This window comes from Labrys miyagiensis (assembly GCF_030160835.1).
In the GTDB taxonomy this organism is placed as follows: domain Bacteria; phylum Pseudomonadota; class Alphaproteobacteria; order Rhizobiales; family Labraceae; genus Labrys; species Labrys miyagiensis.
The window spans coordinates 16,454-29,232 of the sequence record NZ_BSPC01000035.1; the positions used below are offsets into that span (position 1 = coordinate 16,454).

General features: G+C 64.5%; 13 protein-coding genes. 6 read left to right on the forward strand and 7 right to left on the reverse strand.

Annotation, left to right across the window (positions count from 1 at the left end; all coding sequences use genetic code 11):
* Window positions 1-18: 18 nt before the first annotated feature.
* Genes QQL24_RS19255 through QQL24_RS19265 form a run of 3 tightly spaced genes read right to left on the reverse strand, consistent with a single transcriptional unit; the run spans window position 19 to window position 1,610 of the window.
* On the reverse strand, window positions 19-915 hold the full coding sequence (locus QQL24_RS19255; protein WP_284313920.1) for a LysR family transcriptional regulator: 897 nt from the start codon (window positions 913-915) through the stop codon (window positions 19-21).
* Window positions 916-918: 3 nt separating this feature from the next.
* The gene (locus tag QQL24_RS19260) at window positions 919-1,347 is read right to left on the reverse strand and encodes a type II toxin-antitoxin system VapC family toxin (RefSeq protein ID WP_284313921.1); all 429 of its coding nucleotides are present in this window, start codon (window positions 1,345-1,347) and stop codon (window positions 919-921) included.
* Window positions 1,344-1,610 carry a type II toxin-antitoxin system Phd/YefM family antitoxin gene (locus QQL24_RS19265; RefSeq protein ID WP_431310717.1) on the reverse strand — a complete coding sequence of 89 codons (267 nt, stop codon included), beginning with the start codon at window positions 1,608-1,610 and terminating at the stop codon, window positions 1,344-1,346. Before QQL24_RS19265 ends, QQL24_RS19260 begins: the two co-directional genes overlap by 4 nt.
* A 256-nt stretch (window positions 1,611-1,866) precedes the next feature.
* Between QQL24_RS19265 and QQL24_RS19270 the strand changes: the two genes are divergently transcribed.
* From QQL24_RS19270 to nudC, 4 genes are all read left to right on the forward strand, one after another.
* The gene (locus QQL24_RS19270; protein ID WP_284313923.1) at window positions 1,867-2,151 is read left to right on the forward strand and encodes a hypothetical protein; all 285 of its coding nucleotides are present in this window, start codon (window positions 1,867-1,869) and stop codon (window positions 2,149-2,151) included.
* A 320-nt stretch (window positions 2,152-2,471) separates the two neighbouring features.
* On the forward strand, window positions 2,472-5,954 hold the full coding sequence (gene pyc / locus QQL24_RS19275; RefSeq protein ID WP_284313924.1) for a pyruvate carboxylase: 3,483 nt from the start codon (window positions 2,472-2,474) through the stop codon (window positions 5,952-5,954).
* Between the two features lie 91 nt (window positions 5,955-6,045).
* A complete protein-coding gene (locus QQL24_RS19280) occupies window positions 6,046-6,462 on the forward strand; it encodes an HIT family protein (protein WP_284313925.1) in 417 nt (138 codons plus the stop codon).
* An 8-nt stretch (window positions 6,463-6,470) separates the two neighbouring features.
* Entirely contained in the window at window positions 6,471-7,427 is a 957-nt protein-coding gene (nudC, locus tag QQL24_RS19285) for an NAD(+) diphosphatase (protein ID WP_284313926.1), read from the forward strand.
* 192 nt (window positions 7,428-7,619) lie between these two features.
* Here nudC and QQL24_RS19290 read toward each other — a convergent pair whose 3' ends face one another.
* Complete coding sequence (locus QQL24_RS19290) at window positions 7,620-8,477, reverse strand: prephenate dehydratase (protein WP_284313933.1); 858 nt, start codon at window positions 8,475-8,477, stop codon at window positions 7,620-7,622.
* A 2-nt stretch (window positions 8,478-8,479) separates the two neighbouring features.
* Window positions 8,480-9,235 carry a 3-deoxy-manno-octulosonate cytidylyltransferase gene (locus QQL24_RS19295; protein WP_284313927.1) on the reverse strand — a complete coding sequence of 252 codons (756 nt, stop codon included), beginning with the start codon at window positions 9,233-9,235 and terminating at the stop codon, window positions 8,480-8,482.
* A gap of 215 nt (window positions 9,236-9,450) precedes the next feature.
* Here QQL24_RS19295 and QQL24_RS19300 point away from each other — a divergent pair, with 215 nt between their 5' ends.
* Together QQL24_RS19300 and QQL24_RS19305 are read left to right on the forward strand one after the other, a co-directional pair.
* Entirely contained in the window at window positions 9,451-10,005 is a 555-nt protein-coding gene (locus QQL24_RS19300) for a c-type cytochrome (RefSeq protein WP_284313928.1), read from the forward strand.
* 195 nt (window positions 10,006-10,200) lie between these two features.
* Window positions 10,201-10,935 (forward strand): DUF1868 domain-containing protein, encoded by a 735-nt coding sequence (locus tag QQL24_RS19305; RefSeq protein ID WP_284313929.1) that lies wholly within the window; start codon window positions 10,201-10,203, stop codon window positions 10,933-10,935.
* A 67-nt stretch (window positions 10,936-11,002) separates the two neighbouring features.
* Here the strand turns inward: QQL24_RS19305 and QQL24_RS19310 are convergent, their stop codons facing one another.
* Together QQL24_RS19310 and QQL24_RS19315 are read right to left on the reverse strand one after the other, a co-directional pair.
* Window positions 11,003-11,539 (reverse strand): thioesterase family protein, encoded by a 537-nt coding sequence (locus QQL24_RS19310; protein WP_284313930.1) that lies wholly within the window; start codon window positions 11,537-11,539, stop codon window positions 11,003-11,005.
* A 102-nt stretch (window positions 11,540-11,641) separates the two neighbouring features.
* On the reverse strand, window positions 11,642-12,523 hold the full coding sequence (locus tag QQL24_RS19315) for a beta-keto acid cleavage family enzyme (RefSeq protein ID WP_284313931.1): 882 nt from the start codon (window positions 12,521-12,523) through the stop codon (window positions 11,642-11,644).
* Between the last annotated feature and the right edge of the window lie 256 nt (window positions 12,524-12,779).

Consider the following 12,779-nt stretch of genomic DNA (forward strand, 5'->3'; position numbering starts at 1 on the left):
ATGTCCGCGCTCCCAGCTTCAATCCGCCCGCCCACCCGCCGCGAAGCGCTTGGCTTCGGCGATCAGCGCGGCCACCAGCGGCGTCTGCGTCTCGCGCCGGGGGGTGATCAGCCCCACCATATGCTTCACCGCCGGCTCGACGATGGGAATCGAGCGTACCTTCTGGCCGACGCCCTGCCGCTCCACCAGGATCGAGGGCATCACGCTCGACCAGCGGCCGGTGCGCACATGCGAGAGCAGCACCTGCATGGAATTGGACTCGAGCGTCGGGGTCGCGGCGGAGCCGGCGCTGTGCAGCAATTGGTCGATGATGCGCCGGTTCTGCATGTCCCGCGTCAGCAGGCAGAGCGGCACATGGCTGAGCTCGGCCCAGCTCACGGTCTCATGCCCGCCCAATTCGCTGTCGGCCGAGGTCAACAGGCAATAGCTCTCCTGATAGAGCTCGATGGAGGAGACCTTACCGAGCGGCTCATTGTCGAGATAGGTGATGCCGGCGTCGATGGCGAGATTGTCGAGCTCCTGCTGCACGTCGATCGAGGTGCGCGACAGGATGGTGAAGGTCACGTTGGGATGGCGGGCGCGATAGGGCGTCGTCAGCGAGGCCACCATCGAGAGCGCCGTGGGAATGACGGAGATGGTGAGATGCCCGGTGAGGCCGCGCTTGAGCGCCGCCACCTCCTGGCGCATGGCCCTGGAGTCGCCGACGATGCGCCGCGCCCATTCCAGCACCTTCTCGCCCTCCGGGGTGAAACCCTGGAAGCGCGAGCCGCGCGAGACCAGGAGCACGCCAAGCTCGCCCTCCAGTTGCTTGATGCCGGCGGAGAGCGTGGGCTGCGTCACCCCGCAGATCTCGGCCGCCCGTCCGAAATGGTGCTCGCGGGAGAGAGCGATGAGGAACTCGAACTTGTCGATCATGCTTCAGCCTTCCCGCCAAGGATTGAGTACGGAAACCTTGGCGAGGCGGTAGTCGCTCTCATTGCGCGTGACAATGACAAGATCGTGCTGCAGGGCTGTTGCCGCTATGATGAGGTCGGGTTGGGAAAAGGTGTGACGGATCTTGCGTCCTTCTTCCACCAGCAGGCGCCATTTAAGCATGACCTCTTCACTGATTGCCAAGGCGCGCTGCCGGAACATGGGCCGTACCCTGAGTGTGAGCCAGTCGTGGAGTTCCGCACGGCGCGCGGCGTCCGTGATCAACTCGATACCGAACTTGATCTCGGCGAAACTGACGACGCTGATGTAAAGACGTTCGATCGGCTGTGCTGCGATGAAATCCAGCACCTTCTGCTCAGGTCGGGGACGACGCAGCTCGGAAATGACGTTGGTATCGAGCAGCCAGCCCGTCAAAGTTCGATCTCGCGCACCGGCATGGGAGAGCGCTCCGGCTCAAGATCGATGTCGCGATAGGGCGATGCCTGGACGGCGGCGATCAGGGCAGCTCCCGTCGTCTCGCCCTTCAGGGTACGGAATTCCTGTGCCGAGATGACCACAACCTCTTCGCGCCCATGCACAGTGACATGCTGTGGCCCGTCGCTGCGCGCCCGGCGCACCACCTCGCTGAAATGCGCCTTGGCGTCCTGCAGGGCCCAGGAACCATCAGGCTTCTGCAATGAGGGTTTTTGAATTCTAGTCATACCGACTAGTTTATCGAATGCCGCACGGCTACGCAACAATCATCCCTCGGGAAGCGCTGCCAAGCGCCCCCTCCGCCATCGCTCAAGAAGGCTCGAATGACGATTTGCCCTTCTTGCGAGATAGTCCTTCCCACCCGTGCCTAATCGCACGGAAGTAATCGCTGCCTTGGAGCAATGTCTCTCCATCAGATCAAGCGCAAGCCCGCGCAAGACAGACAGATGGAAGACGACGATGTTCAAGAAGATCCTGACGGGTGCTCTGGTTGCTGCCACGCTGGCTGGCGCCGCCGTGGCTACCACCGGTACCGCTGAAGCCCGTTATGGCCGCAACGGCGCCTTCGCTGCTGGCGCCGGCATCGGCCTGATCGGCGGTCTGCTCGCCGGCGCCGCCTACAACAACAGCTACGGTTATTACGACGATTATCGCCCGGTCTATTATCGCCGCTGCTACATCGAACGCCGCCAGGTTTCCGATTACTACGGCTGGCACTGGGAGCGCGTAAAGGTTTGCTACTAAAACCTTCGGGCTACCGGACCTGCGCCCCGACACCAGCCCGGTAGTTCCGTAGGAAGCCCCGCTCCGGCGGGGCTTCTGACGTTTGCTGGGAGCGCGGACGTCCCGTCCGCTCTTGAAGCGGTCCGATCTCCGGCAAGGGTGGAACCCAGCCACGCAAACACGGCCGCGCCTTCAACAAGCGCTCAGCCCCTTCTTCGGCCCCTATCGTTTCGAGAGCGGACTGGAAATCCGCGCTCCCCGGAACATCCCCAGCAAAGCATTTGCATCCCCTTCGCATTGCAACATAAAGTCGGACACTCTCCTCCAGAATGCGAGTGTCCATGCGTCCGCCCTTCCGCCGCCTGCTCGTCGCCAATCGTTCCGAGATCGCTATCCGCGTCTTCCGCGCCGCCACCGAACTCGGCATCTCGACCATCGCCATCTATGCGGAGGAGGACAAGCTCTCCCTCCACCGCTTCAAGGCGGACGAGGCCTACCAGATCGGCAAGGGGCAAGGCTCTTCCAAGAATCTGGGGCCCGTGGAGGCCTATCTCTCCATCGAGGAGGTGATCCGTGTCGCCAAGGAAGCGAAGGCGGATGCGATTCATCCCGGCTATGGCCTGCTCTCCGAGAGCCCCGAATTTGCCGAGGCCTGCGCCGGCGCGGGTATCGTCTTCATCGGGCCGAGTCCGCAGACGCTGCGCACCCTCGGCAACAAGGTCGATGCGCGCAACCTTGCCATCTCCGTCGGCGTGCCGGTGATGCCGGCGACCGAGCCACTGCCCGACGACGACCCGCAAGCGATCAAGGCGGCGGCGCTGGCGGTCGGCTATCCGGTGATGCTCAAGGCCTCCTGGGGCGGCGGCGGACGCGGCATGCGGCCGATCGAGAGCGAGGACAAGCTGCTCGATGCCGTCTTCACCGCCAAGCGCGAGGCCAAGGCCGCCTTCGGCAAGGACGAGGTCTATCTCGAAAAGCTGGTGCGCCGGGCCCGCCATGTCGAGGTGCAGATCCTCGGCGACAATGCGGGCACGCTGGTGCATCTGTTCGAGCGCGACTGCTCGATCCAGCGCCGCAACCAGAAGGTGATCGAGCGCGCGCCGGCGCCCTATCTCGACGAGGCGACCCGCCAGGAGCTGTGCGCGGCCGCCCTCAAGATCGGCCGCGGCACCGATTATTCCGGCGCCGGCACGGTCGAGTTCCTGATGGATGCCGATACCGGCAAGTTCTACTTCATCGAGGTCAATCCACGCGTCCAGGTCGAGCATACGGTGACGGAGGTTGTCACCGATCTCGACATCGTCAAGGCGCAGATCCGCATCGCCGAGGGCGGCCGCATCGGTGTCATCGGCAAGGATGGCGCCTATGAGACCGGCATCCCGCCGCAATCCGAGATCTTCATGCGCGGCCATGCGCTGCAATGCCGCCTGACCACCGAGAATCCCGAGAACAACTTCATCCCGGATTACGGCCGCATCACCGCCTATCGCGGCGCCATGGGCTTCGGCATCCGCATCGATGGCGGCACAGCCTATTCGGGCGCGGTGGTGACGCGCTGGTACGATCCGTTGCTCGAAAAGGTCACGGCCTGGGCCTCGACGCCGCAGGAGGCCATCGCCCGCATGACGCGTGCGCTGCGCGAATACCGCATCCGCGGGGTCGCCACCAACCTGCCCTTCCTCGAGGCGGTGCTGGCGCATCCGAAATTCCGCACCAACCAATATACGACGCGCTTCATCGACGAGACGCCGGAACTGTTCCAGTTCGCCAAGCGCCGGGACCGGGCCACCAAGCTCTTGACCTATATCGCCGACGTCACCGTCAACGGACATCCCGAGGCGCGCGGCCGCGCCAGGCCCCCGGCCGAGGCCCGCACACCCGTGGCGCCGGTGTTCGAGGGCAAGCCCCATTCGGGCACCAGGCAGTTGCTCGATACGCTTGGGCCGGAGAAGTTCGCCCAGTGGATGAAGGAGCAGAGGAGCGTCCTCATCACCGACACCACCATGCGCGACGGCCACCAGTCGCTGCTGGCGACGCGCGTACGCACGCACGACATTGCCGGCATTGCCTCAGCCTATGCCACGGGCCTGCCGCAGCTCCTGTCGCTGGAATGCTGGGGCGGCGCCACCTTCGACGTCGCCATGCGCTTCCTCACCGAGGACCCGTGGGAGCGCCTGGCGCTGATTCGTGAGCGCACGCCCAACATCCTCACCCAGATGCTGCTGCGCGGCGCCAATGGGGTCGGCTATACCAACTACCCCGACAATGTCGTGCAGCTCTTCGTCAAGCAGGCCGCCGGGGCCGGCATGGACCTTTTCCGCATCTTCGACTGCCTCAACTGGGTGGAGAACATGCGGGTCTCCATCGATGCCGTGCGCGAAGCCGGCAAGCTGGCGGAAGGCGCGATCTGCTACACCGCCGACATCTTCGATGCCTCGCGCCCGAAATATGACCTCGCCTATTACGTGAAGATGGCGCGCGAATTGGAGAAGGCTGGCTGCCACATCCTGGCGATCAAGGACATGGCGGGCCTCTTGAAGCCCGCCCAGGCGCGCAAGCTCGTCAGCGAGCTCAAGCAGGAGATCGGCCTGCCGATCCACCTGCACACGCATGATACCTCCGGCATTGCCGGCGCCACCGTGCTGGCGGCCATCGAGGCGGGCGTCGACGCCGTCGATGCCGCCATGGATGCGATGTCCGGCACCACGTCGCAAGCCTGCCTCGGCTCGATCGTCGAGGCGCTGCGTCATTCCGAGCGCGATCCCGGCCTCGACCAGGAAGCCATCCGCCAGATCTCCTTCTATTGGGAGGCGGTGCGCACGCAATACACCGCTTTCGAGAGCGACCTGAAGGCCGGCGCCTCCGAGGTCTACCTGCACGAAATGCCCGGCGGCCAGTTCACCAATCTCAAGGAGCAGGCGCGCTCGCTCGGGCTGGAGACGCGCTGGCACGAGGTGGCGAAAGCCTACCGCACGGCCAACGACATGTTCGGCGACATCGTCAAGGTCACGCCCTCTTCGAAGGTGGTGGGCGACATGGCACTGATGATGGTGGCGCAGGGGCTGACCAGGTCCGAGGTGGAGGATCCTGCCCGCGAGGTGGCCTTTCCCGCTTCGGTCGTCGAGATGATGCATGGCGATCTCGGCCAGCCCGAGGGCGGCTGGCCGGCCACCCTGCAGAAGAAGGTGCTGAAGGACGTGGCGCCGATCAGCGTGCGGCCCGGCTCACTCCTGCCGCCAGCCGATATTGCCGCCCTGAAAGCGGAAGCGGAGAAGAAGATCGGCCGCGAAGTCGAGGGCAATGAGATTTCATCCTATCTGATGTATCCCAAGGTCTTCACCGACTATGCCCACGCGTTGCGCAAATATGGCCCGGTCTCGGTGCTGCCGACGCCGACCTATTTCTACGGCATGAAGACGGGCGAGGAACTCTCCATCGAGATCGAGCGCGGCAAGGCGTTGGCGATCCGCCTGCAGACGCTCGGCGAGACGGACGAGGAGGGCCAGGTCCGCGTCTTCTTCGAGCTCAACGGCCAGCCGCGCATCATCAAGGTGCCCAACCGCCTCGCTGCCGGCAGCGTCAAGGCGCGGCGCAAGGCGGAAGAGGGCAACGAGGCGCATATTGCCGCTCCCATGCCGGGCGCCATCTCCACCGTCGCGGTGAAGGAGGGGCAGGCGGTAAAGGCGGGCGACGTGCTGCTCACCATCGAGGCGATGAAGATGGAGACGGCGCTGCACGCCCCGCATGACGGCAAGGTGGCGGAACTGCTGGTCTCGCCAGGATCGCAGATCGACGCGAAGGATCTGCTGCTGGTGATCGGGTAGGTGGGAGCGCGGACATCCTGTCCGCTCTTGGAAGCGTGGCGGATGCAGGCTAGGAAGAGCGGACAAGATGTCCGCGCTCCCGGGAATCATCATGTCCCTTCCCTTCACCCTCCATCCGCAGATCCTCAAGGACAGCATCGGGATCGGCGACCTGCCGCTTTCGCATGTGCGGCTGATGAACGACGCCACCTATCCCTGGCTGCTCCTGATGCCGCGGCGGGCTGTCGCGAGCGAGATCATCGATCTCGACGAAGCCGATCGCGTCCAGCTGATGGCCGAGATCGCACAGGTTTCGCAGGTGTTGAAGGCGCTGACCGGCTGTGACAAGCTCAATGTCGCTTCCCTTGGCAATGTCGTGCCGCAACTCCATGTTCACGTCATCGCCCGCTTCCGGGGCGACGCCACCTGGCCGAAGCCCGTCTGGGGGCAGGTTCCCGCCGTCGCCTATATGGAGGACGCTGCCTCCAATTTGATTAGCCAGCTTCGTATCAAGCTCTCGATATCCTGAAAAAAGTCATGACATTGCACACATTGTTCGATCGTTCCGCCGCCATCGGCTATTCCGTCAACCCGTTGGATCGGGTCTCCGGGCAGCGCGAGGATACCGATTTCATCGCCGAAAAGCTCGCTCATTCCTCCAGCCGCTTCCTGGCTTTCGCCGGGGATACACCATTGTTGCGATTGCAGGAGGGCGCGCATGAGGCGCTTTTCAATCGGGAAGAGATCGAATCCTTCAAAGATAGCCGGCAAAGTGTATTCCTTGGCGTGCAGCCCGATGGCAGCGCCGTTTTCGCCTGGGCCTTCGACAAGGCGCTGACGGACGAGCTGGCCTGGCGCAGCGATATCGAGGCGGTGGACCTGCGTGCTCTCGCCATGCGCGGCCTGGTGGCGCCCGGCATTCTGGGCGAGCTCGCGACCGCCAAGGAAGTGCTCGACTGGCACCAGCGCCACCGTTTCTGTGCCAATTGCGGCCATGAGGCGAGGGCGACCAGCGGCGGCTGGCGGCGCGACTGCCCCAATTGCTCGACCCAGCATTTCCCGCGCGTCGACCCGGTGGTGATCATGCTGGCCATCGATGGCGACCGCTGCCTGATGGGCCGGCAGACCCGCTTCCCCGAGAAGATGTATTCGGCCCTTGCCGGCTTCCTCGAGCCCGGCGAGACCATCGAGGACGCGGTACGCCGCGAGATTCACGAGGAATCGGGCATCGCCTGCTCCCATGTGCGCTACTTCGCCTCGCAGCCCTGGCCCTTCCCCTCATCGCTGATGATCGGCTGCTTCGCACGGGCCGTGGCCGCCGACATCACCGTGGACATCAAGGAGCTGGAAGACGCGCGCTGGTTCACGCAAGCCGAGGTGATTGAGATGCTGGCCGAGAACCATCCCGAGGGCTTCAACGCCCCCAAGCCGCTGGCGATCGCGCATCATTTGCTCAAGGAATTCGCGGAAAAGGGCGGCACCGTGGTGGCGTAGGATTCCCGGGATCGCAGGCTTCCAGCCTGCTCTGTTTCTGGCCAGCGCGCAGGCCGCGATCGGTGTGCCGGTCTTCAGACCGGCATGCCCTCGACCTTGGTTGCAAGATGCCGGTCTGAAGACCGGCACACCAAAGCGCCCCCTCTTGCGAAGTAAGCGCTGGCAAGCGAGACGCCTGCGATCCCGGGGGGCTCACTCCGCCGGCGGCTGGTGGTCATCCCGGTCCGGGCTCGCCGGGAACACCCCGAAGATGCGCATCTTGGTCGAGAAGAAGCCCAACTCCTCCAGCGCGCGCTTGAGGTTCTTCTCCTCGGGATGGCCGTCCACCTCGGCGTAGAACTGCGTGGCCGAGAAGTGGCCGCCGACCATGTAGCTTTCGAGCTTGGTCATGTTGATGCCGTTGGTGGCAAAGCCGCCCATCGCCTTGTAGAGGGCGGCCGGCAGGTTGCGCACCGTGAAGATCAGCGAGGTCACCGTCGGGCCCTGTCCAACCGGCACCCATTCGGGGTCCTTGGAGAGGATGACGAAGCGGGTGGTGTTGTGGGGCTCGTCCTCGACATCGGCCTGCAGGATCTTGAGGCCGTAGATCTCGGCGGCGAGCGGGGAAGCGAGGGCCGCCGTGGTCGGGTCCTGCCAGTCGCGCACCAGGCGGGCGGCGCCGGCGGTGTCGCTCTCGGTCACGGGCTTAAGGCCGAGCTTGCGCATGGTGTTGCGGCATTGGCCGAGCGCCTGCGGATGGCTGTGCACGGTGCTGACGGTGTCGAGGCTCGCCCTCGGGATCGCCATCAGCTGGTGATGGATGGGCAGGAAATATTCGCCGATGATGTGCAGGTCCGAGGTCGGCAGGAGATAGTGGATGTCGGCCACGCGCCCTGCCACCGAATTCTCGATCGGGATCATGGCGAGATCCGCCTCGCCCGAGGACACGGCGTTGAAGGCATCCTCGAAGGTCGGGCAGGGCAGCGGCTCGGCCTCGGGATAGACGTTCACGCAGGCGATATGGGAATTGGCGCCAGGTTCGCCCTGGAACGCGACTTTCATCTCAGACACGGTCATACGATACGGCTTTCGGGGATCTTGCGGGCCAGGATAGCGCGGGCACGGTCGAGTTCTTCCTGCGTGTCGACGCCGAGCGGCACGCCCTCCACCACGGCGGCATCGATGCGCATGCCGGCTTCGAGCGCGCGCAGCTGTTCGAGCTTCTCGCGCTGTTCCAGCGTCGAGGGCGGCAGGCTGACGAAGCGCTGCAGCGCTACCCGGCGATAGGCATAGAGGCCGATATGGTGATAGAGCGGCCCCTCGCCCCAGGGCGCGGTGGCGCGGGTGAAATAGAGCGCGCGCAAGAGGCCCGGCTCGATCGGCGTGCCCACCACCTTCACGACGGCGGAATTGGTCTTCTCCTCCTCGCGCCGGATCACCGCGGTGAGGGTGGCGATATCCACAGCCTTGTTGGCGAGCGGGCCGAATACGGCGCGGATCGATTCCGGCTCGATGGTGGGCAGGTCGCCCTGCACATTGATGATGATGTCGTGACGCCCGTCCGGATCGAGCGTCATCATCGCCTCATGGATGCGGTCGGAACCCGAGGGATGGTCGCCGCGCGTCATCACCGCCTCGCCGCCGGCGGCCCTGACGACATCGGCGATCTCGGCAGTATCGGTGGCGACGGCGACCCGGCCCAGGCGCGAATCGCACGCCCGGCGCCAGACATGCACGATCATCGCCTCGCCGCCGATGAGGGCGAGCGGCTTGTTGGGCAGGCGCGTCGAGGCCAGGCGCGAGGGAATGAGAATGAGGGGATTGGACAAGGCGTTCCAGCTCGGAGAAGGCCGCCTCTTGTAGCGGGGCGGCGAAAAGTAGCAAGTGCGCGCGATTTATACGAGTTGCAAACTACCGGTCAAACCGGATAGACGAACTTGTGGGGTTTGCCGCGCGACAGCGCTACAGGCGCGCGTATGCAAGGCAATAACAAGTTGGCAGCGTTCGCCCGCAAGCCAAGGGTGTTTTCTAGTTGGAGCCGGGGATGAGCTCGTCGTCGTCGTTTGAATTGAACAAGATTGCCGGTGCGATCCTCGGCACTCTGATGCTCTCCTTGGGTCTCGGCATCGTCTCCGGGGAATATTTCAAGTCTGAAAAGCCTGCCAAAGCGGGCTATGAACTGCCCGACGCGACGCCAGCCGCGGCCGGCGCCCCCGCCGCCGCGCAGGATCCGCCGTTGGCGGAAGTGCTTGCCAAGGCCTCGGCCGACCGCGGCGCTGCCATCTTCAAGAAGTGTGCCGCCTGCCACACCGACGACAAGGGCGGCAAGAACGGCGTCGGCCCCAATCTGTTTGGCGTGATCGGCGGTCCGAAGGGCCACAAGGACGACTTCGCCTATTCGGACGCCGTCAAGGCATTGCACGACAAGAAAGAGACCTGGTCGGCCGACGATTTCTACCATTTCATCAAGGGTCCACAGGCCTTCATCAAGGGCACGAAGATGACCTTCGTCGGCCTGCCCAAGCCGCAGGATCGCGCCGACGTGCTGCTTTACCTCAACTCGCAAAGCGACAAGCCGATCGACCTGCCGAAGTCCTGAGGCTTCGCATCTCTCTCCCCTATTTCAAAGCCGGGCCTTCGCGCCCGGCTTTTGTTTTTGAGAGGAGCTTGGGGGCTGCAGTCAATTGCGTAATGTACGTAATATCTCTCATCGCGGGAGGCCGTGGCGTTTCATCGAGAGGTCAAGGGATGCAGCTAACTTGCCCTCCCTCTTGTTTTGTCGTCAGAGAGAGACATGTCGCCCGCTTCCATCAAGCCTTCCCTCCAGCAATTCGCCGCCGGCGCCAATCGTACCAGGCCGCGCCATCTCGGCACGCGCTATGACTGGGAGGGCCGCTTCCTGCTCGAGCCCGGCAATACGGTGGTCTGCCATGTCGTGCCCGATACGGCCACCGAGCGGGCCCTGGTGGCGATGCGCGAACGCCTGGTGGCGATGCCGGATGCGGGCAGCCTCGCCTTCACGCCGGCCGCCAGCCTGCACATGACCCTGTTCCAGGGCATCATCGAATACAGGCGCCATTGGCCGTATTGGCCGCAGGATCAACTCGCCAGCACGTCGATCGATGTCATGACGCGGCTCTATCGCGAGCGGCTGGCGAACTTCCGGCCCCCCGCGCCGTTCAGGGTGCATGCGGTGGACGTGGCTCCGGCCGAGGTGGTGGTCGAGGGCGCGACGCCCGAGGACAGAGACCTGCTCGGGGCCTGGCGCGACGCGCTTGCCGAGGTGTTCGGCTATCGCCATCCCGATCATGAGCGTTATCGCTTCCACATCACGCTGTCCTACCCGGTCGAATGGCTGGCGGATGGGCGCCTGGAGGCCTGGCAGAGCGTGCTGGACGAAAGCCTTGCTCTGCTTCAGCGCGAGGCGCCGGTGCTGGAGCTGCGCCCGCCCGCCTTCTGCAGCTTCAACGACATGGAGCATTTCGAGGAATTGCTGGTGCTGGAGAACAAGGCGGCTCTGCAGGCCTAGCGATGGCTGTAAAGCCGCACCAAACGCTGAGCGGCAGTCTCCAACGCCATCGCCCCCCAATCCCGCGCTACTTCTTCCTCAGCCCGAGCGGCACGCCCACCGTCGGCGGCAGGGGCAATACGGCATGAACGGCGGCGATGGCCGCGATGCGTTCGGCGAGATCGGGCGGGAAGGGCGAGGAGCGGCCCGCCTGCATGTCGACATGGACGAGGATCTGCTCGGCGGTGGCTAGCACGGCGCCATCGGCCTCGCTCGTCATGGTGTGGAATATGTGCAGGCGCTTGGCATCGCGGTCGATGAGCTGCAGGGTCAGCGCCAAGGGATCGCCGATATGGGCCTCGCGCCGGTTATGGATGCGCGTTTCCATGGTGTAGATCGACTGGCCCGCCTCCCGATAGGCTTCGTCGATGCCGATATAGCGGAAGAAGCAGTCAGAGGAATCGCCGAAGACCAGGAGGAAGGCGCTCTCGGTCATATGGTCGTTATAGTCGGTCCAGGCCTCGATCACCGGCGTACGGTGAAAGGCCAGCGGCGCCGGGATCGGCTTGGACCAATCCCAGCCCGCAAAGGGCTTGCCTTCATTGGGCGTGGTGAGACGGGACATGGGATTGCGCTCCGGGTGCACGAGCATCCTGCCCGTTCTTCCTCACTTCAAGCGTCACGTTGCAAGAACGGGCAGGATGCCCGTGCACCCGGAAGCCAGTCCTTACTTCTGCTTCTTCAAACCAAGCTTGTCGCGGGCCTCGGCCGGTGTCAGGGTGCGGCCGCCCAGGCGCTCGACGACTTCCTTGGCTCGCATGGTCAGCGATTCATTGCTGGCGTGAACGCCGCGGTCGAGCCAGATATTGTCTTCCAGGCCCACGCGCACATTACCGCCCAGCAGCATCGATTGCGCCACGAAGGGCATCTGCATGCGGCCGATGGCGAAGGCGGCCCAGTTCGCGCCCGCCGGTAAATGGTTACGCATGGCGACCATGGTCTCGGTGGTGGCTTCCGCGCCCCAGGGAATGCCGAGGCAAAGCTGGAACATCGGCGGGGCATCGATCAGGCCGCGCTTGATCAGGTCCTTGGCGAGCCAGATATGGCCGAGTTCGAAGCATTCGATCTCGGGCTTGACGCCCACGGCCTGGATGCGCTCGGCCATCTCGCGCAGGAGGTCGCCGGTGGCCATGAACAGGCCGTCGCCGAAATTCAGCGAGCCGCAATCGAGCGTGCAGATCTCCGGGCGCAGTTCCTCGACATGGGCCACACGCTCGGCGGCATTCGCGATGTCGGTGCCGTGGCCGCCGGTGCGCGGGTTCTGCGGATCGAAGAAGAAGTCGCCGCCCATGCCGGCGGTGAGGTTGATGACGACGTCGACGCCCGAATCGCGGATACGCGCCACCGCCTCGCGATAGTGCTCGAGCTTGCGCCCGGCCTTACCGGTCTCGGGATCGCGGACATGCAGATGGGCGATGGCAGCGCCGGCCTTGGCCGCCTCGATGGCCGAGTCGGCGATCTGCTTGGGCGTGACGGGGATGGCGGGGTGCCTGCCGACGGTATCGCCGGCTCCGGTGATGGCACAGGAAATGATGACGTCGGTATTCACGGGGCTTCCTCCCAGGCAACTCAAGGAGAGTTGCCGACGACGACGATGTTAGGGCAGAGCGGTGCCTGAACATGGCCTGTCACGACAGGGACGATGCCGAATGCGACAGGCCTTCCTGGGATCGCGCGCGTTCCGGCCGGCTCTTCCTTCCGTCCGGGGCGAAGGCCTTATTCGGTGTGCCGGTCTTCGGAGCCTGACCGAAAAGTCGGCGGAACCCCAATTTTTTGTCATTGCCGGGCTTGTCCCGGCAATCTAG